This window comes from Acidovorax sp. NO-1, from assembly GCF_000238595.1.
Classification (GTDB): Bacteria; Pseudomonadota; Gammaproteobacteria; order Burkholderiales; family Burkholderiaceae_C; genus Acidovorax.
Genome location: NZ_AGTS01000159.1, coordinates 1 through 24,470, shown reverse-complemented (window position 1 = coordinate 24,470; position 24,470 = coordinate 1). Strand labels below are relative to the sequence as shown.

Below are 24,470 nucleotides of genomic sequence, written 5' to 3'. Positions count from 1 at the left end.
GTAGTTTTTGCGCCTGGTGCCTGGTATCAGCGGCGCGCCAGCTGGGTGAACACAAAGATGCCCACCAGAACCAGGGCCGTACCGGCAGCCACCCACACGGTGAACGGCTCCCCCAGAATCCACACCCCCATGAGGATGGTGGACAGCGGCCCCACCATGCCGGTCTGCGCGGTGGTGCCCGCGCCGATGCGCTCGATGGCCATCATCACCATCAGCACCGGTGCCGCGGTGCACAGCGTGGCGTTGAGGACGGACAGCCAGATCACCTCCGGGGCCACCACCGCGGCGCTCAAAGGGCGCAGCAGCACGAACTGCAGCAGGCACAGCAGGCAGGCCACGGTGGTGGCCAGGCCCACCAGGCGCAATGCGCCCAGGCGCTGCACCAGCTCACCGCTGTAGACCAGATAGATGGCATAGCTGACCGCGCTCATGAACACCAGCAGCGCACCCCATGCGGCGTCAGCACCCTGCAGGTTGGCTTCGTGGCCGAATACCAGCACCACCCCGGCATAGCTGATGAGCATGCCCAGCGCCTGCCCCCAGCGAATGCCGCGCCGGTACAGCACCCAGCCAAGCATCACCACCAGGGTGGGGTTGAGGTACAGGATCAGGCGTTCCAGGCTGGCGCTGATGTAGGCCAGCCCTGCGAAGTCGAGAAAGCTCGCCAGGTAGTAACCGGTGAGCCCCAGCCCCAGCACGCCCAGCCAGTCCTTGCGGGTGAGCGGCGGCTTACCCCGGCTGGCCCACCAGGCCATCACGGCAAAGATGGGCAGTGCAAACAGCATGCGGTACATGATGAGCGTGACCGCATCCACCCCATGGCGGTATGCCAGCTTCACGATGATGGCCTTGCCACTGAAGGCGATGGAGCCCAGGAGGGCCAGCGTGATGCCAGTCGCTACATTTTTAGTAGCTACTTGCGCTTTACCAGATTGCGTTTGAACCAATTTTGATGAGAATTTTCGCAAGAGAATGACGGCACGGCCGTACCCGGCCGCTGCGGCGATGGCCCACGTGGCAGGCATGGCCCAGTGTCGCACGGGGCCCAGCCCCGCGCCATCGACGCTGCGTGCGGGTGGCACCGCCATGCACGATGGCACGGCGATAGCGGCCGGGGTCTGTCAGCCCGCCGGGGGCTTGCGAAACACCCGGTGGTGCAGGCGCCGCAGCGACCACCACACACCGGCCGCCACCACCGGGATCGCCAGCGCCGCCGTGGTTTCGGGCGACAGGGGCCAGCCCAGCGCCTGCGCGGCCTTCGCCAGATAACTGACCAGGCCCACGATGTAGTAAGTGATGGCCGCCACCGACAGCCCCTCCACGGTGGACTGCATCTGCAGCTGCAGATCCTGCCGGTGGTTCATCGCGGTCAGCAGCGACTGGCTGCTTTGCTGCTGCTCAATCTCCACCCGTGTGCGCAGCAGGTTGCTCATGCGCGATACCCGTTGCGACAGCGCATCCTGCCGCCGGGCAGCCCATTCACAGGTGCTGCGTGCGGGCGTGAGGCGCCGGTCCATGAACTCGCGGATGGTCTGCATGCCGGCCAGGCGCGATTCGGCGATGTCCTGGATGCGGCGGTCCAGCAATTCAAAGTAGGCACTGCTGGCCGAAAAACGCGAGTGCGTGGCTGCATACTGGCTCTCCACCTGCCCGGCCAGCCGGGTGAGCCGGTCCAGCAGTGCGGGCTCGGCATCGCGGTTGGCGGTGCGGATCGCGTCCGCCAGCGCAGCGAGCTCCCGCTCGGCAAAGGCCAGTGCGCTGGCCGCCTCGCGTGCGGCGGGCAGGCCCAGCAGCGCGGCCATGCGGTAGGTTTCGATTTCGAGCAGGCGCTGCACCAGGCGGCCCAGGCGCCGCTGGGTCATGCCGCCGGCCAGCAGCACCATGCGCGAGAACCCATCGGCGTGGATCGCAAAGTCGGTGTACACCTCGCCATGCCCATCGGCCACGGTGGAGGCCACCAGCGTGTCCTCATGCAGCACATGCCTGACCAGCGAACCCGATCCGAACGTGTGCGTGGGCAGCACCCACAGGTTGAGGCTGCACAGGCACTGCCCGGGCAATGCGGCCAGCCAGTCCCGCGGCACCACATCGGCGGCGCTGGCGGGCTCGCGCTCGCCAAAGGCCTCGGCGCTCATGGGCACCATGAAGGTCCAGGAGACAAACTCGGTGTGCAGCTCCCAGCGCAGGCGGTAGGCCCCCAGGTCCATGCGCAGGTGGTTGGTATCCGCATCGGGCAGGGCCAGGTGGTGGTTGCGCAAAAGGGCGGCCACATGCGCCCGGCTCGCCTCACGCCCGGCGGCATCGGCCAGCATGACAATGTGCACGATGGCCACGGGCGACGTGATCGCCTCGGGCGGGCGGGCGTGGATTTCGTTGTGCAGCATCGCCCGGTGGGGATGCTGCCGGGGGTGAAACGGTATGGGCATGCGGACCTCGGTGCGCGATTGTGTACTGGTACACCGCCCGTGAAACTGAATCGCCTCTCCAAAAAAAACGGCACCCGAGGGTGCCGTTGTTCATGTCGGAAGCTGGAAGCGCGCCCGGTCAGTCTTCCACGAAGGCTTCCTCGCGCTTGCTCTTCACTGAAGGCAGCAGCACGATGATGAGCAGCAGTAACGCTGCAGCCAGCAGGCCCGCCGACAGCGGACGCGTGACAAACACGCTCCAATCGCCGCGCGAGAGCAGCAGCGCGCGGCGCAGGTTCTCTTCCATCATCGGGCCCAGAATGAAGCCCAGCAGCAAGGGCGCAGGTTCGGTACCCAGCTTGTGGAAGATGTAACCCACCAGTCCGAACAGGCCCACCATCCAGATATCCCACGTGTTGTTGTTGGTGGAATACACGCCCACCGCACAGAACAGCACGATGGAGGGGAACAGCCAGCGGTAAGGCACCGTCAGCAGCTTGATCCAGATGCCGATCAGCGGCAGGTTCAGCACTACCAGCATCGCGTTACCAATCCACATCGAGGCGATCAGGCCCCAGAACAACTCGGGGTTGCTGGTCATCACCTGCGGGCCGGGCTGGATGTTGTGGATGGTCATGGCACCCACCATCAGCGCCATCACCGCATTGGGTGGAATGCCCAGTGTCAGCAGGGGAATGAAGGACGTCTGCGATCCGGCATTGTTGGCAGCTTCAGGCGCAGCGACACCGCGGATGTTGCCTTGGCCAAAAGGAACTTCACCGGGGTGCAGCTTGGTCTTCTTTTCGATCGTGTAGGCAGCAAAAGCCGACAGCAGAGCGCCACCGCCCGGCAGGATGCCCAGGGCAGAACCCAGAGCGGTACCGCGGATCACTGCGGGCAGCATCCGCTTGAAGTCTTCCTTGGTGGGGAACAGGCCTTCCACCTTGGCGGTGAAAACCTCACGCTCGTCCTCCGGACGGGACAGGTTGGCAATGATTTCACCGTAGCCGAACACGCCCATCGCAATGGTGACGAAACCAATGCCGTCGGTCAGTTCGGGCACATCGAAGCTGAAGCGGGCAACGCCGGAGTTCACGTCGGTACCCACCAGGCCCATCAGCAGGCCCAGCACGATCATGGCCACGGCCTTGAGCAGCGAGCCAGAGGCCAGCACCACGGCACCAATCAGGCCCAGCACCATCAGCGAGAAATATTCAGCAGGGCCGAACTTGAACGCTACCTCGGTCAGTGGCGGCGCGAAGGCTGCCAGGATCAGCGTGCCCACGCACCCTGCAAAGAACGAACCCAGACCGGCAGCAGCCAGCGCCGGCCCCGCACGGCCCTTGCGCGCCATCTGGTAGCCGTCAATCACGGTGACCACCGACGATGACTCACCCGGCAGGTTCACCAGAATGGCCGTGGTGGAGCCGCCGTACTGGGCGCCGTAATAGATACCTGCCAGCATGATCAGCGCAGCCACCGGGGGCAGCGCGTAGGTGGCAGGCAGCAGCATGGCGATGGTTGCCACCGGGCCGATGCCGGGCAACACACCGATCAGCGTGCCCAGCAGGCAGCCCACGAAGCAGTAAATGAGGTTCTGGAAGGTGAACGCAACACCAAAACCCAGCGATAGGTTGTCAATAAGATCCATGGTCGGTGCTCCTGCTTAACCCGTGATGAAACTCGGCCACACAGGGAACTGCAGCTTGAGCGCCCAGACGAATGCCACGTAACTGCCCACTGCGAGTATGGTGGCCAGGATGAACACGGACTTCGCGTTGAACTCCTGACCCGCCAGGCTTGAAATGAAGGTCAGGGCATAAATCGCGACGATAAGGCCCATCGCCGGAACTCCGAAGCTGGGAAGGCCTGCCAGCAGAATGCCAAACACGAAGTTGGCAGCCAGAACGAAGAACAGCGGCTTCCAGGCCCACTTGCCGATCTTGTCGCCGTCCTGGGTTTCCACCGTCATGGCCTTGAAGGTGATCAAGCCGCCGATAAAGGCGAGCAGGATACCCAGCATCAGTGGAAAGTACCCGGGGCCCATGCGCGCACCGGTTCCGACGTTGTACGTGGTGGCACCCCACGCAAACGCCACGCCCACCCCCATGAACATGAGGCCGGCAAAGAAGTCTTTTTGACTTTTGATTTTCACGAATTGTCTCCTTGGCGGGAATCTCGACTGCGCGATTGTGCGTGCAACGGGGGGCCAAACAGATGTGGATTCCACCTACACCTGGTAACGCATGGCCGCTCGGAGAGGAGAAACCGCCGGGGAAAGTGCGGCTATTCCAGCGGGGGCGTCGCCGCAATCACCTCTTCCAGGGTGGTCAAGCCCTCGGCCACCCGCAGCGCGCCCGCCAGCCGCAAGGGGCGCATGCCATCTTGTACCGCCTGGCGGCGCAGCTGGTCGATCGACGGAGCCTGGTTGATCTTGTCCTTGAGCGCTTCAGTCACCGTCAGCAGCTCATACAAACCCATGCGTCCGCGAAAGCCGCCCATGCGGCAGTCCACGCAACCCACCGGCTTGTAGGGGTGGTACCCGCCGCTGAGTTTCCAGGGTTTGACCACCGCCGCCAGGGTTTCGCGCTGTGCCGCTTCGTCCTTCTGCTTGCACTGCTTGCACAGCGTGCGCACCAGCCGCTGGGCCAGCACCCCCAGCAGCGTGGCATTGAGCAGATAGGGGGGGACGCCCAGTTCCATCATGCGGGTGATGGCCGACGGGGCATCGTTGGTGTGCAGCGTGGAGAACACCAGATGCCCGGTCAGGGCGGCCTGGATGGCCATCTCGGCCGTCTCCAGGTCGCGGATTTCGCCCACCATGATGATGTCCGGGTCCTGGCGCATGAGGGCACGCAGGCCCTCGGCAAAGTTGAAGTCGAGCTGGGGCTGCACCTGGGTCTGGTTGAAGCTGGGCTCGATCATTTCGATCGGGTCTTCCACCGTGCTCACGTTCACCTCTTCGGTCGCCACGCGCTTCAAGGTGGAATACAGCGTGGTGGTCTTGCCCGAGCCCGTGGGCCCCGTCACGAGAATGATGCCGTGCGGGCGCTTGACCAGGCTTTCCCAGCGCTCGGCATCGTGCTGGGCAAAGCCCAGGGCGTCCAGATCCTTGACCGCGTTGTCGGGGTCAAAGATCCGCATGACCATCTTCTCGCCAAACGCCGTGGGCAGCGTGGACAGGCGCATTTCCACCTCGTCCCCGCGCTGGTTGCGCGTCTTGATGCGGCCATCCTGCGGACGGCGCTTTTCCACCACGTCGATGCGGCCCAGGAGCTTGATGCGCGAGACCATGGCGTTGTGCACACCCATGGGCATCTGGTAGACGGGGTGCAACACGCCGTCAATGCGAAAGCGGATCACGCCCTGGTCGCGCCGGGGTTCCAGGTGGATGTCGCTGGCACGCTGGTCAAAGGCATATTGCCAGAGCCAGTCCACCACCTTGACCACGCCCTGGTCGTTGGCGTCGAGCTGCTTGTTGCTCTTGCCCAGTTCTACCAGCTGCTCGAAGCTGCTGCCGCCGGAGTTGCCGCCCGCCTTCTGGGCGGCGCGCACGGATTTGGCGAGGGCAAAAAATTCGGCGGTAAACCGGTGAATGTCCAGCGGGCTAGCCACCACACGGCGTACCGAGCGGCGGGACTGCCGCTCCACCTCGGCCACCCAGTCATCAATGAACGGCTCGGAAGTGGCTACCACCACTTCCTTGGTAGTCACCTGGACCGGCAGCACCTTGTGGCGCTCTGCATAGGTGGCGCTCATGGTGTCGGAGACACGGCCCACATCCACCTTGAGCGGGTCAATGCGCAAATAGGGCAGACCGGCCCGCTTCGCCAGGTATTCGGACAAGGCCTCGATGTCCAGCGGTTTGCCGTCGCTCACCCGCTCCATGGCGACGTTGGCCAGCCGCACCAGTGCGTGCTGCGAGCTCTCGGCCTGCGAGCAACGCGAAATCGTGCGCCTGGCCTCCTCGCGCGAAATCACGCCGTCGTCGCTGAGCCACTCCACCACGCGGCGCCAGTCCACCGGACCGCGGTAGGGCGCCGCGTTCGCGGCAGTGGCGAGGTCCGAATCAGCTTTCATTTCAATCCTTTCAAAGGCATGCAGCGCACCGCAGGCCCAAATATCAGGCGGCTACAGGCTTGAACACCCGAAGCCACTTGCTGGCGGGCAGGCCCCAGCGGTCTTGTACGGCTTCGGCGCGGGCGACCAGCTCAGCCCGCTTGGGGCGGGATGCCGTGCGCTGGGCCAGCACCACGGTATTGCCCTCCCGCGTGGGTTTGAATGCCCAGAGGGCATCGTCGCCAAACGCCTGCGCCATGCTTTTGAGACTGCGGTCAAAGCTGGACGCGCGGCCAAACAGGTTCACGGTCATGCTCCCGGTGTCCGACAGCAGGGCCCGGCAGTCGGCATAAAACGCCGCACTGTCGAGCACGGGCGCGGCGGCCTCGTGGTCGTACAGGTCCACCGCCAGGGCGTCCACCGTTCCCAGCCACATGGGGTTGCGGATCTCCTGCGCAGCGTCGGCGATCACCACCCGCAGCTTGGGACCATCCGGCGGCAGCTTGAACCACTGTCGGCACACCGCCAGCACCTGGGGATTGAGTTCGATGGTGGTGGTGCACACGCGCAGCTTCTTGTGGCAGAACTTGGTGATGGCTCCCGCGCCCAGACCCAGCTGCATCGCGTGGCCTTTGGACACCTGGGCAGGGTCCACAAAAAGGAGCCAGGCCATCATGCGCTGTACATATTCCAGCTCGATATCAAAGGGCTGGTCGACCCGCATGGAGCCCTGTATCCAGGGCGTGCCCAAATGCAGGTGCCGGACTTCGCCGTCGTCCGACACACTGACTTCCGGCAGTTCGGCCAATTTGTTTTCTTTCTTGCGGGTCATTCACAGCAATCCGTGCCGGGCCATCACATCGGTCCAGGCGGCCAATTTACGATCAAAATTCCAGGCGGCATTTGCCGGACTAGTGGACGGCAGCTTAATGGATTCGATAGACGCCCCTGCATGCTGCCCGGCGCCGCCCTGCAGGCCGCGCAGCACCGCAGGCGCGTGCCCGAAGCTCTCCGCACCATTGTGAGCAACCGCGCTGAGCCGGGGGCAGTGCACCCGCAGCGACACAAAGTCGTTCATGGCGGCGTCGCGTATCGATGCATCAAGGCTGCCCGCGCGCACGCAACTCGCATACACGTCCCACACCCCCAAACCGCGATCCAGCAGCCACTGGCACCGACCGTCGTAAACGGCGGGAAGGGGATGGCGCGGCCACAGCGCCTGCAAGATGCGCCAGAAGTGGTTCTGCGGGTGCGCGTAGTACTGCTGCATGCGCAGCGAGGCCGCTCCGGGAAAACTGCCCAGCACCAGAACCCGTGTGCGGGGCGACACCACGGCCGGCAAACCTTCCAAGCGATCAGCCGGACTGGGGCGCTCCGTCATGACAGCACGGTCGGCGACGGCCCGGCCGGTTCGCCAGCAACCTCCTGCTCCACCCCGTTGCGCTGGTGCTTGCGCGCCTTCACGGCCTGCTGCGCGGCGTGCCGCAGGGCGCTGAGGTGCCCCAGCGAATCCTCCATGGAAACAAGACGGAACTGGCCCTGGGCACCAGCGGCCAGCAATGCAGCCTTCACACTCTGGTACGACGCTTCCATGGCGTCTGCGCAAGCCAGGACTTCGGCCAGGCTGACATGGCCCGCCAGCGGATCGCACAGGGCCAACACGGCATCCGCCTTCTCCACAAACGCGGTGTGCTGCGTGCGCACGGGTTCTCCGGGCATGGGGGCCAGACGGGCAGCGTCCAATGCGCGCTGCGCGGTCGTCTGGTAATAGCGTTGCACTCTCAGTACCTGGGCCAGCCTCTCACTGGTGCCCTGGGCCATGGCTGTGCGATTCATGCGCTCGACAAAGGCGTCTGCAGCGGCATCCAGCTGGGCAACCACATATTGATCGCGCTCCAGCTCGCGCAGTGGCGTTCCATACAGGACCGAGCGCGCGAGCCGCACGGCGGCGTACCCCATGCGTGCCACCTCCATCTCCAGCGCCTCCCGCGCTACGGCGATGCCTGGCACCAGCCAGGGCAGAAGCACCAGCGCTACCGCGCCGGTGATCCCGTAGGTGGGCGGGGCGCCCCTGGCCGCGTGGTGGGGCATTGGCGCCGACATCGACACCCTGGTGGCGCTCGCCGCGATCGTTGCGCTGTCACTCACCGGCGTGCTTACCTGGAAGGACGTTGAGCAGAACGTGCAATGGGGCATGTTGCTGCTGTTTAGCGCCTGGCGCACCGACATGATCCCTGCCAAAACGGCCAGCAGCGGTACGGCCAAAGCGGTCACCGCCAACGGAAGGGCCTGTGTCATCCACAGCCCGCCGATGATTACAAACAGCGCAATGCCTTCCCGCAGCTGTCCCTGCGCCGGGACCGACCAGGCAGCGATCGCTGCAAGCGCCGCGCACATCGCCAGGCGGGCCAAAGGGGCGATGTTCATGACGGAGGACTCAGCCTGCCGCCACTGCAGGCAAAGAGCGGGCCGCGTTGCACAGCGGGTGGGTAACAGGAAGGGGCGAGGGCGTGCATGCTCGCGGCGGTTAATCCGCGGCAGCCCGGCCGGGTGCGGCGCGCCGCTTGTGGCGCGACCATTTCACCTTGGCAAACCAGATCCACGTCACCAGCACGTAGGTCAACAACCCCACACCCGTGGCCACCAGCGCAAGCCCCAGCATGAGCGGTTTGCCCACACTGCGAAGGCGCAACACCAGGGTCTCCCACCAGCTGCGTTCGGGTGATTCGACGATAACGTCATCGGGCAAGGGGAGCTCCTGCCCCGGCAGCACCGGGTCGCCCAGAATGGCGCTGCCCAGGCGCCAGGCCGCATAGTAGACGGGGCCAAACGTGACCGGGTTGGTCACCAGCGTGCTTGCCACCGCAGCCGGCACATTCGCGCGCAGCGCCACGGCAGCCCCGGCCGCAAACGGGATCTGGGCGATAGGGATGAGGAGACCAAAGAACACGCCGAGCGCCATCCCGAGCGCGATGCCCCGGCGACTCATGTGCCACAGGCGAGGGTGGTGCAATGCTGGCCCCAGCCAGCGCAACCAGCGGTTGCCGCGCAGCGCTTCGGGGGAGGGCATCAGGCCCAGCAGGCGTTGTTTCATGGGGTCTTCAAAACATCATCCAACAAATTCTGGGGGCAACACCCCCGCCAAGTTTTGCATCCTACCCAGCGCCTATTGCCCCTTTGCAAAAATCGCCATCTCTCGCAGGTATTTTCAAATCCCCAGCGCCGCCAGCCGCGGCAGCGCCTGCACGGCATTGGCCCGCGTGGCCTGCGCCAGCTGGTCCAGGGAAAGGTGGCGCAGGCGCGCGGCCTCCTGGGCAATGCGCGGCAATTCGCCCGGCGTGTTGCGGCCCTGCGGCAGTCCGGCGGCGCGCTGGGCAGCGGTGGCATACAACCAGTGGGGCGGGATGTCGGGTGCGTCGGTTTCCAGCACCAGCGCATCCAGGGGCAGCTCAGTGGCCAGGCGGTGCAGGTGCAGCGCGCGGTCAAAGGTGAGTGCACCACCAAACCCCAGCTTGAAACCCATGCCCACAAACGCACGCGCCTGCTGCAGGCTGCCGTTGAATGCATGCGCAATGCCTCCCCGCACGGGCAATTCGCGCAGGCCCTTGAGCAGGCGGTCGGCCGAACGCCGCACATGCAGCACTACGGGCAGGTCAAAGCGGCGGGCCAGCGACAGCTGGGCCCGGTAAAACCGTTCCTGGCGGTCCGGATCGAGACCAGGAGCGAAAAAATCCAGCCCCACCTCGCCGATGGCCACCAGCCGCGGGTCTGCGTGTTGCTCTGTCAGTTCGTGCTCCAGAAGCTCCAGATCGGCGTCAAGCGCATGCCCCGTGTACAGGGGGTGGATGCCCAGCGCATAGCTGTCGCCGTGTCGGTGTGCCAGCCCGCGCACGGCGGCCCAGTTGCTGCGCTCCACCGCAGGAATCACGCAGTGGATGACGCCCCGGCTTCGCGCCAGATCACGCACGGCGTCGCGGTCGGGGTCAAACTCAGGCGCATCCAGATGGCAATGGGTGTCTATCCAGGCAGTCATGCGGGGATGATGCCCCATGAAACCTTGCAAGTGCACTTCCCGGCGATCCGTGCTAACGTAAAAACCGTGCGCCACCTGGAGTGGTGTTATCCGTAGAAAAGGTGACAGGATGCCCCGGCCCGCCCTCTACAGCAGCTCCCGCCCCGCCCGCCGCCCTGCGCAGGAGTCGGCCGCCAGCGGGGGCGCGCCGCAAGCGCCTGCAGGCGGCCACGATGCGCCTGCACCCGTGGCGCCCGCCAACCCGGCAGTCGCCACCACCAGCCTTTCCAAACGCCACGTCAGGGTTCTCTGGACGCTGATTGCGCTGCTTGCCGCGCTGCTGGTGTACAGCCTGTGGCTGCACCAGCGCCCGGGGCCCCGCCGCATCACCCAGGACGACATCGACGCGGCCGTGCTGCGCACTCTGGAGACCACCACGCCGCCGTCTGCCGCGGCGCGGGCGGCGAACGCCATTGCCCCGTCGGTGGTGCGGGTGGTGGGCTATGGCCGCAGCAAGAACGGCAAGCAGGAGGTGGAACGGGGTGTGGGCACCGGTGTGGTGATCGTGGACAAGGGCATCATCCTGACCAACCTGCATGTGGTGGCGGGCTCCGACCGGATCACCGTCACCTTCCACGACGGGCTGGAAACCACAGCCAGCATCACCGGCGCCCAACCCGAGAACGACCTGGCGGTGCTGCAGGCGCACAAGGTGCCCGACGACCTGGAGGCCGCGCCCCTGCGCTCCACCCAGGATCTGCGCGCAGGCGACCATGTGGTCGCAGTGGGCTTTCCCTTCGGCATCGGGCCTTCGGCATCGGCGGGAGTGGTGTCCGGGCTCAAGCGGGAGTTCACGTCGCCCGAGGGGCAGCGCCAGCTCAGCAACCTGATCCAGTTTGACGCGGCCGCCAACCCCGGCAATTCCGGCGGCCCCCTGATCACGCTCGATGGCGAGGTGGTGGGCATTGTCACCGCCATTCTCAACCCCACGCCGGCACGCACCTTCATCGGCATCGGATTCGCAGTACCTATTGAAAACGCGGCCTCGGCCGTGGGCATGCCGCCGTTTTGACGGCATCTTTCTGTCCAACCGCCCCAAGGAGCACCATGGAACCCATCACGTCGCCCACCGCCGCCACCGCCACCCTGATGGAGCAGGTGCTCTACGAAGTCAAACGCGTGGTGGTCGGCCAGGACCGCTTTCTGGAGCGCGTCATGGTCGCCATGCTGGCCCAGGGCCACCTGCTGGTCGAGGGCGTGCCTGGCCTGGCCAAGACGCTGACGGTGAAGACGCTGGCGAACACCATCCAGGGCAGCTTCAAGCGCATCCAGTTCACGCCCGACCTGGTGCCCGCCGACCTGGTGGGCACGCGCATGTACAACCAGAAAACCGGCGAATTCAGCACTACGCTGGGCCCGGTGTTCACCCACCTGCTGCTGGCCGACGAGATCAACCGCGCCCCGGCCAAGGTGCAAAGCGCACTGCTGGAGGTGATGCAGGAGCGCCAGGTGACCATTGCGGGAGAAACGCACAAGGTGCCCGAGCCTTTCCTGGTGATGGCCACGCAAAACCCCATCGAGACCGAAGGCACCTACGCGCTGCCCGAGGCGCAGGTGGACCGCTTCATGATGAAGGTGCTGCTGGGCTACCCCACCGAGGAGGAAGAATTCGTGATCGCCCAGCGCGCGCTCGATGTGCCCGTGCAGGTGCTGCCCGTGGCCACCACCGCACAGCTGGCGGCGCTGCAGGCCGAATGCCGCACGGTGTATGTAGACCCGTCCATGCTGCAATACGCCGTGAAGCTGGTGGCTGCCACCCGGGATCCCGATCGCCACGGCCTGAAGGACCTGGCCGGCTACATCAGCTGCGGTGCCAGCCCGCGTGCCACCATTGCGCTCGCCGAGGGCGCCCAGGCGCTGGCCATGCTGCGCGGGCGCAACTATGTGCTGCCCGAAGACATGACCGACCTGGCCGCCGATGTGCTGCGCCACCGTGTGGCACTGTCGTACGAGGCCTTGTCCGAAGGGCTGGACGCCGACGCACTGATCTCCCGCATCATGGCCAAGGTGCCCGCGCCTGCGCGGCCGCTGCACCACGAAAAGAAAGCCGCCTGAACACCCGCCGAGCGCCCCCACCATGAGCCCCACCCCGTCCGCCCCAAACGCTGCGCCCCGAACCCTGCCCACCCTGCCCGGGCAGGCCGACCGGCTGCTGCGCGAGCTCGAATGGAAGGTGATCCGCCGGCTGGATGGTCTGCTGCAGGGCGACTACCGCACGCTCATGCGCGGCGCGGGGCTGGATCTGGCGGACCTGCGCGAATACCAGCCCCATGACGATGTGCGCCACATCGACTGGAACGTGACTGCGCGCCTGAGCATTCCCCACGTGCGTGTGTTCACCGAAGACCGCGAGATGTCCGCCTGGTTCCTGCTGGACCTGAGCCCGTCCATCAATTTCGGGCCCCAGGGCAACGCCAAGCGCGACATCCTCACCGGCTTTGTGGCCGTGCTGTCGCGCCTGCTCACACGCCATGGCAACCGGGTGGGCGCCATGCTCTACGGCGCGGGCAACGCCGCAGACCGCGCCGTAGATACCGTGCTGCCCCCCGCAGCAGCCGCGCCCATGTGCTGCATCTGGTGCACCGGCTGCTGGCGCCCCCGCCCCCGCGCACGGCAAGGCCCCCCAGGGGGGCGCCACCGAGCTGCACCGGCTGCTGCAAACCGGCCTGGCCAACCTGCGCCGCCGCTCCACGGTGTTTGTGGTGTCCGACTTCATCAGCGCACCCGGTTGGGAAAAGCCCCTGGCCCAGCTGGCGCAGCGCCACGATGTGGTGGCCGTGCGCCTGCTCGACCCGCTGGAGCTGGAGTTGCCCGACGTGGGCCTGGTGACGCTGCGCGATGCCGAAAGCGGCGAGCAGCTGCAGGTGGACACGCACGACGCGGGTTTTCGCCACCGCTTTGCACGCCTGGCCGCCCAGCGCGAAGCCGTGCTGCGCGAGGGCCTGGCCAAAGCTGGCGCCGACGCGCTGGAGCTGTGTACCGACGACGACCTGGTGGACGCGCTGCTGCGCTTCATGGACATGCGCCAGCGCCGCGTGCGCCGCCCCCCGACCCCGTCGTTGCCATGGGCCTCCGTGCCGGTGGCCGCCTGACCCCGCCCTTTACAGCCCGCGCCACCGCCCACCCCAACCCATGCACCCCTAGGACACGCCACCATGGTTTTTCTCTGGCCCACCCTGCTCTGGCTGATGCTGGCAGTCCCCGTGCTGGTGCTGCTGTACTGGTGGCTTCTGCATCGCCGCAAAAAAACGCGCTCAGCTATTCCAGCCTGTCGCTGGTGCGCGAGGCCATGGGCCCCGGCCAGCGTCTGCGCCGCCACATACCGCCTGCGCTGTTCCTGCTGGCGCTGGTGGCCCTGCTGCTGGCGGCGGCACGGCCGCTGGCGGTGATCACCCTGCCCTCGCAGGACCAGACCATCATGCTGGCCATGGATGTGTCGGGCAGCATGCGTGCAACCGACGTGGAGCCCGACCGCCTGACGGCCGCGCAGAACGCGGCCAAGGCCTTCATTGCCGAGCTGCCACGCCACGTGCGCGTGGGCATCGTGGCGTTTGCCGGTAGCGCGCAACTGGCCCAGCTGCCCACGCAAAGCCGTGAGGACCTCGTCAAAGCCATCGACAGCTTCCAGCTGCAGCGCGGCACCGCCACGGGCAACGGCATCATGCTGTCGCTGGCCACCATCTTTCCGGACGCGGGCATCGACATCTCCGCCCTGGGGGGCCGCCAGGCCATGCGTGCCCAGCCCATCGACGAAATCGGCAAGCAGGACCCGGCCAAGAGCTTCACGCCCGTGGCACCGGGCTCGTACAACTCCGCCGCCATCATCATGCTGACCGACGGCCAGCGCACCACCGGCGTGGACCCGCTGGAGGCCGCCAAGTGGGCCGCTGATCGCGGCGTGCGTGTGTACACCGTGGGTGTGGGCACGGTGCAGGGCGAAACCATTGGCTTCGAGGGCTGGTCGATGCGCGTGCGGCTGGACGAGGAAACACTGAAGGCCGTGGCCACCCGCACCAACGCCGAATACTTCCATGCCGCAACGGCGGCCGACCTGAAAAAGGTGTACGAAACCCTCAGCTCACGGCTGACGGTGGAAAAGAAGGAGACCGAGATCTCTGCGCTGCTGGCCCTGGCCGGCGCTGCGCTGGCCCTGCTGGCGGCGGCGCTGTCGGTGTGGTGGTACGGGAGGGTGATGTAGTGAAGTCGGCAACATGTTCCAACCCCAGGAGACTCTCATGCGTTCATTGATCCGGGCCTCGGCCCTGGTGCTGCTTTCCATGGCCGCGGGCGCCGCCATGGCCCACAACTGCCCCAACGAGATGAAGGCCATCGACGCCAGGCTGGCCACCAACCCCAGCCTGACGGCCGACAACGCCGCCAAGGTCAAACAGCTGCGCGCCGATGGCGAGGCACAGCACAAGGCGGGCAAACACGACGACTCGATGAAGTCGCTGGCCGAAGCCAAAAAGATCCTCGGCCTCTGAGTGCAAGGCCCGGCGGGCGGGCGGCAATGCCTTCCCGCCGGCGTTCCCCCAGCGCTAGCTCAGCCGCCCCAGCACCAGCCGCACCACGCGGTCGCAGCGCGCGGCCAGAGATTCATCGTGCGTGACCATCACAAACGCCGTGCCCTGGTCCCGCGCGAGCTGCAGCATCAAATCGAACACGCCGTCTGCCGTGGTGCGGTCGAGGTTGCCCGTGGGCTCGTCCGCCAACACGCAGGCGGGCCGGGTGACGAGCGCCCGCGCAATGGCCACACGCTGGCGCTCGCCGCCCGACAGCTCGGCGGGGCGGTGCATCAGGCGCTCTTTCAAACCCACCGAGGTGAGCACACGCTCTGCCTCGGCATGGCACTGATCCAACGGCAGGCGGCGAATGCGCAGCGGCATGGCCACGTTGTCCAGCGCGCTGAATTCGGGCAGCAGGTGGTGAAACTGGTAGATGAAGCCCAGGTGCTGGTTGCGCAGCTGGCCCTGGCGTTCGGCAGAGAGGGAAGACATCTCTTCGCCCTTCAACCGCACTGTGCCCGACGTGGGCGCATCCAGCCCACCCAGCAGGTGCAGCAGGGTGCTCTTGCCCGAGCCCGACGCGCCGACGATGGCCAGCGTTTCACCCGCGTGGATCTGCAGGTCCACGCCTTGCAGCACCGTCACGTCCAGACGGCCTTCGGTAAAGCGCTTGGTGATGCCGCGGGCTTCGAGCACCACGGCGTTATTTACAGTGTTCATCTCAGATATCCATGGCATGAAACTGGCGCTCGCCAGGCCAAGGCAGCCGCGCAAGGGCCGCCCCGCCGCGCTGGCTGCGTCCCCCTGCCCGCATTGCGCAGCAATGCGAGAGCGGGGGGAAGACGCGAAGCGTCTCAGGGGGGTGTTTCTCATTCATAGCGAAGAGCCTCGGCGGGGTTGACGCGGCTGGCACGCCAGCTGGGGTACAGGGTGGCCACAAAAGCCAGGATCAGCGAGATGACGCCGATAGGCACGATATCGCTGCTTTGCGGCTCGCTCGGCATCTTGCTGATGAGGTAGATGTCCTTGGGCAAGAAGCTCGCGTTCAGCGCCTTCTCGATGGCAGGCACGATCACGTCGATGTTGAACGCGATGCCCAGGCCCAGCAGCAGGCCCACGGCCGTGCCGATGACGCCGACCATGGCGCCCTGCACCACAAAGATGCCCATGATGCTTTTGGGGCTGGCGCCCAGGGTGCGCAGGATGGCGATGTCGGCACGCTTGTCGGTCACCGTCATCACCAGGGTCGATACCAGGTTGAACGCCGCCACCGCCACGATGAGCGTGAGGATGATAAACATCATGCGTTTTTCCAACTGCACGGCCGCAAACCAGGTGCGGTTCTGCTGCGTCCAGTCGCGGATCAGCAGCTGGCCACTCAGGGTGCCCGCCAGTTGCTGGGCCACCTCGCGCGCCTGGTGCAGGTCTTTGAGCTTCAGCCGCACGCCCGTGGGGCCTTCGAGGCGGAAGATGCGCTGCGCATCCTCGTGGTGCAGCAGCACCAGGGCCGAGTCGTATTCGTAGTGGCCCGAATCGAACGTGCCCGCCACCGTCATCTGCTTGAGGCGCGGCACCACGCCCGCCGGGGTGACCTGGCCAGCGGGGGCGATGAGGGTGACCACATCGCCAGCGCGCACGCCCAAAGCGCGGGCCAGCTCGCCGCCCAGCACCACGCGGAATTCACCGGGCACGAGCAGGTTGAGCGTTTTTTCATTGGTGGCGGCCAAGTCCGTCACCGAGCCTTCCAGCGCCGGGTCGATGCCGCGCACCAGCGCGCCCTTCATGTCCTCGCCGCGCGCCAGCAGCGCCTGCGCAGCCACAAAGGGTGCAGCGCCCACCACGTTGGGGTTTTGTTTGGCCTCGGCCAGCGTGAGCGCCGGGTCGGCCAACGCAGCGCCCTGGGGCGCAAAAATCTCGATGTGCGAGACCACGCTGAGCATGCGGTCGCGCACCTCTTTCTGAAAACCGTTCATCACGCTCAGCACGATGATCAGCGCCGCCACCCCGAGCGCAATGCCCAGCATGGACACGCCCGAGATGAACGAGATAAAGCCGTTGCGCCGCGTGGCGCGGCCCGCGCGCGTGTAGCGCCAGCCCAGGGCCAGTTCGTAGGGGATTTGCATGGATCAATAAGGTGGCGCCCGCAACAGACGGAATGTCTGGCGCGGGCGGGGCAGATTGTGGCATCCCGGACAATAGGCCCATGTCGGACACCAACCATTTGCTCATTCCCTACGCCGCCAGCGCAGCCACCGGATGCCAGCAAGCCCTGCAGGGCCTGGCCCTGCCCCACCTGGACCGGCTCCTGGCCCGGCTCAGCCCCCATCCCACCCACAGTGACAGCGGCGAGGAGACCAGCTTCTCCGCCCCCCACGAACGCGCCCTGGCGTGCGCCCTCGGCCTGCCCGCGCAGGACGGCCGCATCCCCTGGGCCGCGTGGCACCGCCACCAGCAGGGCCAGTCACCCAGCAGTGACGCCTGGGCGTTTGTCAACCCCTGCCAGTGGCAGGTCAGCACCGACCACGTCACGCTGCGCAACCCTGAGCACCTCGCGCTGGATGACGCCGCATCGCGCGCGCTGCTGGCCATCGTCTCGCCCTGGTTTGCCGAAGACGGCATCACCCTGCACTACGACCAGCCCACACGCTGGCTGGCCACCAGCCCGCTGTTTGCCGACCTGGCAACCGCCTCGCTGGAGCGCGTGCTGCAACGCGACGTGCGCGCCTGGATGCCCGATGCGAAAGCGGCCCGCACCCTGCATCGCCTGCACAGCGAGATGCAGATGCTGCTTTACACCCACGCTTTCAACGACGAGCGCTCGGAGCGCGGGTTGCCGGTGATCAACTCGTTCTGGGTGCATGGCACCGGCGTTCTTGTCTCTCCCCCGGCCTCTGCCGCCACTGCACCGACGGTGCCCACCACCTTGCACGACGCGGCACTGAACGAAGACTGGCGCGCCTGGACCGCTGCGTGGACGGCGCTGGACGCAGGCCCGGTGGCCGATCTGCTGCGCACAGCCGAAAGCGGCGCGGCGGTGCAACTGACCCTGTGCGGCGAGCGCAACACGCTGGCCTTCCACACCGCCCCCCGCACGCTGGCCCAGCGTTTTCAAAGCCTTTTCAGGCCCCAGCGCTTTACAGATCTGCGCAACCAGCTATGAAAATAGTAGCAAGAGACATTCCTCCCCGCGCCGCCTGGGCGCTGGAGCAGGCCGGGGTACACCCGCTGCTGGCCCGCCTGTACGCCGCACGCGGCGTGCGCGCCAAGGACGAACTGGACGACGGCCTGGGCCGATTGCTGCCCCCCTCGGGCCTCAAAGGCATTGACACCGCCGCCCGCCTGCTGGCCGACGCCATCGCGCAAAACCAGCGCCTCGTCATCGTGGCCGACTATGACTGCGACGGCGCAACCGCCTGCGCCGTGGGCGTGCGCGGCCTGCGTTTGCTGGGCGCCCGCAACGTGGACTACCTGGTGCCCGACCGCGTGACGGACGGTTATGGCCTCACCGCATCCATCGCCCGCCGCGTGGCCGAGCGCGGGGCCGATGTGCTGATCACCGTGGACAACGGCATCGCCAGCGTGGAGGGCGTGGCCGAAGCCAAGGCGCTGGGCCTCACGGTCGTCGTCACCGACCACCACCTGCCCGGCCCCGAGCTGCCCGCGGCCGATGCCATCGTCAACCCCAACCAGCCCGGCTGCACTTTCGAGAGCAAGTCCATGGCCGGTGTGGGCGTGATGTTCTACGTGCTGCTGGCGCTGCGGGCCGAACTGCGGGCGCGCGGAAACTTCGACGCCGCCACCCAACCCAAGCTCGACCCGCTGCTCACCCTGGTCGCGCTGGGCACCGTGGCCGACGTGGTCAAGCTCGACGCCAACAACCGCCGCCTGGTCGCCCAGGGCCTGAAGCGCATCCGCGCAGGGCAAATGCCTGCCGGGGTTGCAGCCCTATTCCACGCCGCCGGCCGCAAGGCGCCCGTGGCCACCACCTTCGACTTTGGCTTTGCCTTAGGCCCGCGCATCAACGCCGCAGGGCGCCTGGCCGACATGACGCTGGGCATCGAATGCCTGCTGACCGACGACGCAGTCCGCGCCGCCGAGCTGGCGGGCCTGCTTGACGGCATCAACCGCGAACGCCGCGAGATCGAGGGCGGCATGCGCGACCAGGCCATGCTGATGGCCGAGAGCCTGTTCCAGGAAGACGAAGAGCCGCCGCCGGCCATCAGCGTGTTCGACCCGGACTTTCACGAGGGCGTGGTGGGCATCGTGGCCAGCCGCATCAAGGACAAGCTGCACCGCCCGACCTTTGTGTTTGCCGCCAGCAGCGCGCCGGGCAAGGCGCACGAGCTCAAGGGCTCCGGCCGCTCCATCCCCGGCTTTCACCTGCGCGATGCGCTCGACCTGGTGGCCAAGCGCCACCCGGGCGTGCTGCTCAAGTTTGGCGGCCACGCCATGGCGGCGGGCTGCACGGTAGATGCCGACGCGTTCGACACCTTCGAGCAGGCGCTGGCCCAGGTCGCGCAGGAATGGCTGGACGCCGCCACCCTCACCCGCAAGATAGAAACCGACGGCCCGCTGGCGCCCGAATACTGCCGCGCCGACATCGTGGACACCCTGCACCGCGAGGTCTGGGGCCAGGGCTTCTTGCCGCCCACCTTCAGCGAAGAAGTGCAAATCGTGAGCCAGCGCCTGGTGGGGGAGGCCAAAAACCACCTGTCCATCAAGATCATCCACCAGGGCAACCCGGTGGACGCCATCTGGTTCGGTCACACCGAGCAGCTGCCTGCGCGCGTGCTGCTGGCCTTCCGGCTGGATGTGAACGAATGGAAGGGCGAGCGCAAGGTGCAGTTTCTGGTGGAGGGGGCGCAGCTGTAGGGCTCCACGCCCAGGCCAACGCCGAGGCCATGGGTGCATGCCCAGCCACCGCGCGTTGGGCCTGTCGAAGCCAGGGCGCTTGCTTCTCCCAGTTCCACAGGCAAGGCAAACGGCGCTCAGTCCCTATCAAGCCAAATTGGCCTCCAGCGCTTGAAATACAAGCGCCGCAAGCTACGCTTTCAATAGCAAATCCCTCTTTTCCTCAGCAGCCCACCCAATTCGGCCGATCGGCCCCGGCGGGAAACCCGCCAACCGTTCATGCAAAAGTTCACCGATGCATCCGCGGATGTTTTGAACCTCACAACTGACCAATCTTCTTCAGCGCATCTGACAGCCGCTCTGCACCTTCGATAGGGTTGTTGTCGAACACCATCATGTACCGGTAGTCCCGACCTGCCTTGGCCTCCCAAAGTTTGCCCAGCTTGAGCTTCAGCTCCGAGTCACTGTTGTCGCGGTCATCGCCTTTGGTTTCCAGCGCGATGATCTTGCCTGCCTTGGTCTTCACAATGAAGTCCGGGTAGTGATTGAGGAAGCCGTTGATACGGAACCCCTTGCCCCGAGACAGATTTCGGTGCCACCACTGCACGCTGTCCAGGTTGGCTATGTCGTTGATCAATCGTCGTTCAAAGTCACCCATGGCCGCCTCTGTCACATACAAGCTCTTCGGTACTGCGCTGGCATTGGCGCTGGGTGTGATTGATTCGGGCAGCTTGAACCCCGGCTGCAGCACGATGCGGTCAACATCCAGCAGGTCGGTAAACGCTTTCACTGCGTGAACATCGGCCAGCGCCGAAATCTTCTTTTTGATCTTGCGCACATAGGCAACGTCGCGCTCGATGCAGTCTCGCATCTGCTCCGCGCTCATGCCAACCACAATGCGCCCCACATACTCCTTCACCTCGGGGTCCGTAATGGGATACATGTTGCCGATCAACTCCGTGATGCGGCTCACCAGATTGGCAATCTGGCTTTCTTGCGGCAGGCTCAGCAGGTAAGCGGTAAACCGAGCGCGTTCATTCACTGCGAGCTTAAAGGCCTTGGGGGCATAGTTCTCTACGCCCAACTGCTCCAAGTCCACGCGATACACCTCGGTTTCCACGTCATCAAAGGAAATCGTGGCGTCGGCTTGCGACAAGCGGAAATCCCTCAAAAGCTCCTCACGCTCGAAGGTTTGATAGGGCTGGTCCGCATCAAAAAAACCACCGTTCTGGACTTTGATAAAAAACTGCGGCAGCGCCAAATTCATGGCTTCGTCGCGGAACAGTTCTTTCAACCGGTGTCGATTCATCTTGTCCTCCAGCTCTTGCGTCACGCCCTCTTCCGCAGCCTGCGCCTTGGCCTCAAAAGCCTGGTTTTCCGCCTTGGCTTGCGCCTTGATTTGATCCACAAACGCCGTAGAGGGCGAAGCATCCCCGCCTGTAGCCGCTACCGCAGGAGCTGCGTTTTCGTCCCACTGGGCGGCGGCTTGCCAGTCTGGCGCCAGAGCGTTCGCATCCAACTCGTCAATGGCATGACTTGGCGCATCGGTACCTTGCGCATCCGGTAGGGCATCAAACAAACCCAGCGATGGCGCTGGTACTCCGCAGCCCGGAGCCGGGGCCAGGCATTCTTGCTCCAGCGCGCGAAAGTCCTTGTCGGTAAAGCCCGCCCGGTTCAACCCTTTCACCACACTTTGCAAGGTGTCCATGAACCGATTGCTGGCCGTAAACACGTACGACAGGTTTAAAAGATCATGGCTGTGTTGCTGCACATGGGGCATGCGCAGCACGCGACCCAAAATCTGCTCCACGTCCACGGCAGACGTTTTGTCGGCCAGTGATGCCAGGATGTATGCGTTCGGGCAATCCCAACCTTCCTTGAGCGCGTTGACGGTGATGATGTAGCGCACCGGGCAATCCCGGCTCATCAAGTCGATGCCCTTGAGTTCATTAATGTCGGCCGTTTTGATCTTGATCTGCTCGGCAGGCACCTTCCACTGCACCAAGGTTTCACGAATTTTCTCGAACGTCGTGTTGTCATCGGCCGTACGAGGCTGCGCCTGGAACAGCACGATGGGCCGGATGTGCTTGCCGCCAGCAGCCTCTTCCCTCTGGGCCATAGCCTCCAGTTGCCCCCGCAAAATCAGCGCGGCCTCCATCACCTCAGTCTTGCTGCTGCGGTTGGCCACGATCACCGGCAACTTCACCATGTGCTGCTTTTTGAGCGCCAGCGCATCCACGAAGCTGATGATGTTGCTGTTGTTGCGCGGCGTGGCCGTCAGGTCCAGGATGAAGTCCGGGTTCAGGTTCTTCATCATCTCCACCGACAACTGGCTTTCTGCGTTGTGGCTCTCGTCCACCACCACCACAGGCCGCATGCGGCGAATCACATTGATAAGGGCTGAGGGGTCATGCTCGGGCAAAAGCCAGTCGCTGCCGTCGCCCTGGTCGGGCAGCAGGAACGAGGCCAGATTGCCGTTCTCCTGGTAAATCTTGCGGTCTTCCTTGTTCTTGGCGCGCAGCGAATCAAAGCTCATCACCACAATCGACAGTTGTTCTTGGGCCGTGTCGTACGAGAACCCCGCGCCCATCAGCAAGTCGCGCTTTTCGTACACCGCCACGCGGTGGCGGAACAACTGGTCAAGCCGCCTGCGATAAGGATGCTCGGGGTTACCCAGCGCCTGCACGGTTTGGTCCAAGATGGTGAGCGATGGCACAAGCCACACCACCATCTTGGGCCGCCTGGGGCTTCGCTTGGTCAGCGCGGTAAACACCGTCTCCAATGCATTCACCGCAATAAAGGTCTTGCCCCCCGCCGTGGGCACCTTGGCGCAGATGTGCGGCACACCGGGCACCGTGTTTTTGTACGGCTCCATACCTGCCTGCGCACCGGTACTGCCCACGCGCACACCCCGGCTGGACCAATACTCCGCGAAGGCCTGCGCCAGATTGGGCGTGCGGTCCAGTGCGTCCAGATAGTCGGCCAAATCAACCAGTACGCGCGCTTGGTAATCCTTGAGTTCCATGGTGTCGCTATTCCCTGTGGTGGTGGTCTGGCTCAGAAGCGCGTGATGTCGCGCGGAATCTTCTTGAAGATGATTCCGTGCTTGGCCATGAAAGCCGCAGACAACAGGCAGCGGTCGGCGTAAATGATGACCGTGCCTGGCTTTCTGGCACCCGTATCGGCACCAAAACGCAGGCCCGACAAAAACTCCATATCAAGACGGGTCGCCCTTTCGGGCTCGTAGTGGAAGATCCAGGCCGTTTCCCGGTTCAGCCCCAGAAGGTAAGGGCTGTGCGGGTTCTCCGCCGTGGTTTGATCGTCAGACGGGATGCCTTCGCTGTAAGCCACATAGGCGCGGATAGCGTCAGTACCGACGGCCTCGTTGAGATTTTCGTCAGGCAGGAATATCGGCTCGCCGACGGTGTAGTAGTCGAAGCCGCCGCCGAGCGCAGGTCGATCTGACGTATCGACGTCCCCGCTGATGGCCGCTTTAACGCGTTCAGAAGTCAATGAAGACGCGTAGCTTTCCATTTCAATAAGAATGAAGCGGCGCCTCTCGCCCTCTTGAAGATTGAGATCGAGCACAGCATGCGCAGTGGTGCCGGAGCCAGCAAAGGAGTCGAGAACAATGCATTCTTCGTCATCGATCATGCTGATGAGATATCGAACTAAGCTGCGCGGTTTCGGGTATGAAAACGTGATCCCATGCTCAGCCAAGTCAACCGAGGCTGCCTGGGTGCTGCCTTGGCCCGTCAAGACAGTGATGACATGACTCGGCTTACGTGTCTTCACGCTCTCGATAGCACCAGAAGGCATGAGCCGGAAGACAGTTTCTTGCTGCTTGCGATCAAGCAACGGCTTAAAACCATTTGATATGAAGGCCTGCAACATATCGAGCGAACTCCAGCCGCTCTTGATGGTGACCTCATTAGTCAAGTGACCGCCTGCGACCTTGGCAGCGTTCAAGAAGTGCGGCCACTTGTCTGTCCTTCGGGCGATCGTCCCTGCCTCGAAATCTGCGGGGAAACCGATCGGTAGAGTGATCTTTGACGGCGGGTTTTTCGTACCGTTTTTCACTACGGTGTTTCGAATGACGGGGCGGAACAGCTTGCTATCCGCTGGCGTGGCGGGATCGACCACCGAGGGATATGGGAAAGCGTCTGGTGACTTGGAGTACATGTAAATGTACTCATGGCAATTCTTAATTTTTGCTTGGTTGTCGAAGTTGCCGTCAGTGCGCCAAACGAACGTCGCAAGCCTTCCATGTCTTCCGAAAATCTCGTCCAGAACCAAGCGAAGGGTATGCGCCTCGTCGTCATCGATGCTGACAAACAGCACACCTTCCGGATGAAGAAGTCGGTGCAGCAACTTCAGGCGCGGATACATCATGCAGAGCCACTTGTCATGACGCGACAGGTCATCCCCCTCCTTGCCAACCACCTGGCCCAGCCAGCGTTTGATCTTTGGATCATTGACGGCATCGTTGTAAACCCAACCCTCATTGCCGGTGTTGTAGGGCGGATCGATATAGATGCACTTCACCTTGCCCTCGAACTCGGGCAACAGGCTCTTTAA

At 64.8% G+C, this 24,470-nt stretch carries 20 protein-coding genes and 1 pseudogene; 7 read left to right on the top strand and 14 right to left on the bottom strand.

The window, feature by feature from the left end; translation table 11 throughout:
• Positions 1-26: 26 nt before the first annotated feature.
• The 10 genes from KYG_RS22665 to KYG_RS22620 form a co-directional block, all read right to left on the bottom strand.
• Positions 27-1,088 (bottom strand): DMT family transporter, encoded by a 1,062-nt coding sequence (locus KYG_RS22665; RefSeq protein ID WP_008907276.1) that lies wholly within the window; start codon positions 1,086-1,088, stop codon positions 27-29.
• 33 nt (positions 1,089-1,121) lie between these two features.
• Positions 1,122-2,426 (bottom strand): DUF3422 family protein, encoded by a 1,305-nt coding sequence (locus KYG_RS22660; RefSeq protein ID WP_034695936.1) that lies wholly within the window; start codon positions 2,424-2,426, stop codon positions 1,122-1,124.
• Between the two features lie 118 nt (positions 2,427-2,544).
• A complete protein-coding gene (locus KYG_RS22655) occupies positions 2,545-4,056 on the bottom strand; it encodes a tripartite tricarboxylate transporter permease (RefSeq protein WP_008907274.1) in 1,512 nt (503 codons plus the stop codon).
• 15 nt (positions 4,057-4,071) lie between these two features.
• Positions 4,072-4,560: a tripartite tricarboxylate transporter TctB family protein gene (locus KYG_RS22650; protein ID WP_008907273.1), complete on the bottom strand. Its 489-nt coding sequence runs from the start codon at positions 4,558-4,560 to the stop codon at positions 4,072-4,074.
• A gap of 131 nt (positions 4,561-4,691) precedes the next feature.
• A complete protein-coding gene (locus tag KYG_RS22645; protein ID WP_008907272.1) occupies positions 4,692-6,485 on the bottom strand; it encodes a GspE/PulE family protein in 1,794 nt (597 codons plus the stop codon).
• Positions 6,486-6,528: 43 nt separating this feature from the next.
• Entirely contained in the window at positions 6,529-7,296 is a 768-nt protein-coding gene (locus KYG_RS22640) for a hypothetical protein (protein WP_008907271.1), read from the bottom strand.
• The gene (locus KYG_RS22635) at positions 7,297-7,845 is read right to left on the bottom strand and encodes a DNA-deoxyinosine glycosylase (RefSeq protein ID WP_034695935.1); all 549 of its coding nucleotides are present in this window, start codon (positions 7,843-7,845) and stop codon (positions 7,297-7,299) included. It lies immediately after the preceding gene.
• A complete protein-coding gene (locus KYG_RS22630) occupies positions 7,842-8,891 on the bottom strand; it encodes a hypothetical protein (protein WP_008907269.1) in 1,050 nt (349 codons plus the stop codon). The genes KYG_RS22635 and KYG_RS22630 overlap by 4 nt, the downstream gene beginning before the upstream one ends.
• A gap of 100 nt (positions 8,892-8,991) precedes the next feature.
• A complete protein-coding gene (locus KYG_RS22625) occupies positions 8,992-9,558 on the bottom strand; it encodes a DUF2062 domain-containing protein (protein WP_008907268.1) in 567 nt (188 codons plus the stop codon).
• 114 nt (positions 9,559-9,672) lie between these two features.
• Positions 9,673-10,497, bottom strand: a complete 825-nt coding sequence (locus KYG_RS22620; protein WP_008907267.1) for a TatD family hydrolase — start codon at positions 10,495-10,497, stop codon at positions 9,673-9,675.
• A gap of 109 nt (positions 10,498-10,606) precedes the next feature.
• Here KYG_RS22620 and KYG_RS22615 point away from each other — a divergent pair, with 109 nt between their 5' ends.
• The 5 genes and pseudogenes from KYG_RS22615 (at position 10,607) to KYG_RS22595 (ending at position 15,020) form a co-directional block, all read left to right on the top strand.
• Positions 10,607-11,548: a S1C family serine protease gene (locus tag KYG_RS22615; RefSeq protein WP_008907266.1), complete on the top strand. Its 942-nt coding sequence runs from the start codon at positions 10,607-10,609 to the stop codon at positions 11,546-11,548.
• 35 nt (positions 11,549-11,583) lie between these two features.
• Positions 11,584-12,591, top strand: a complete 1,008-nt coding sequence (locus KYG_RS22610; RefSeq protein WP_008907265.1) for a MoxR family ATPase — start codon at positions 11,584-11,586, stop codon at positions 12,589-12,591.
• Between the two features lie 22 nt (positions 12,592-12,613).
• A pseudogene (locus KYG_RS22605) lies at positions 12,614-13,628 on the top strand (DUF58 domain-containing protein).
• A 131-nt stretch (positions 13,629-13,759) separates the two neighbouring features.
• On the top strand, positions 13,760-14,734 hold the full coding sequence (locus KYG_RS22600) for a VWA domain-containing protein (RefSeq protein ID WP_008907263.1): 975 nt from the start codon (positions 13,760-13,762) through the stop codon (positions 14,732-14,734).
• A 37-nt stretch (positions 14,735-14,771) separates the two neighbouring features.
• Complete coding sequence (locus KYG_RS22595; protein ID WP_008907262.1) at positions 14,772-15,020, top strand: hypothetical protein; 249 nt, start codon at positions 14,772-14,774, stop codon at positions 15,018-15,020.
• Between the two features lie 54 nt (positions 15,021-15,074).
• Here the strand turns inward: KYG_RS22595 and lolD are convergent, their stop codons facing one another.
• Both lolD and KYG_RS22585 read right to left on the bottom strand, forming a co-directional pair.
• Complete coding sequence (lolD, locus tag KYG_RS22590; protein WP_008907261.1) at positions 15,075-15,761, bottom strand: lipoprotein-releasing ABC transporter ATP-binding protein LolD; 687 nt, start codon at positions 15,759-15,761, stop codon at positions 15,075-15,077.
• 149 nt (positions 15,762-15,910) lie between these two features.
• Positions 15,911-17,164 carry a lipoprotein-releasing ABC transporter permease subunit gene (locus KYG_RS22585; RefSeq protein WP_008907260.1) on the bottom strand — a complete coding sequence of 418 codons (1,254 nt, stop codon included), beginning with the start codon at positions 17,162-17,164 and terminating at the stop codon, positions 15,911-15,913.
• Positions 17,165-17,244: 80 nt separating this feature from the next.
• Here KYG_RS22585 and KYG_RS22580 point away from each other — a divergent pair, with 80 nt between their 5' ends.
• Complete coding sequence (locus KYG_RS22580) at positions 17,245-18,201, top strand: phosphoglycerate mutase (RefSeq protein WP_008907259.1); 957 nt, start codon at positions 17,245-17,247, stop codon at positions 18,199-18,201.
• On the top strand, positions 18,198-19,913 hold the full coding sequence (gene recJ, locus KYG_RS22575) for a single-stranded-DNA-specific exonuclease RecJ (RefSeq protein WP_008907258.1): 1,716 nt from the start codon (positions 18,198-18,200) through the stop codon (positions 19,911-19,913). Before KYG_RS22580 ends, recJ begins: the two co-directional genes overlap by 4 nt.
• Positions 19,914-20,211: 298 nt before the next feature.
• Here recJ and KYG_RS22570 read toward each other — a convergent pair whose 3' ends face one another.
• Together KYG_RS22570 and KYG_RS22565 are read right to left on the bottom strand one after the other, a co-directional pair.
• Positions 20,212-22,917 (bottom strand): DEAD/DEAH box helicase, encoded by a 2,706-nt coding sequence (locus KYG_RS22570; RefSeq protein WP_008907257.1) that lies wholly within the window; start codon positions 22,915-22,917, stop codon positions 20,212-20,214.
• 32 nt (positions 22,918-22,949) lie between these two features.
• The coding region (locus KYG_RS22565; protein WP_008907256.1) for a site-specific DNA-methyltransferase at positions 22,950-24,470 on the bottom strand (1,521 nt) is incomplete at its 5' end.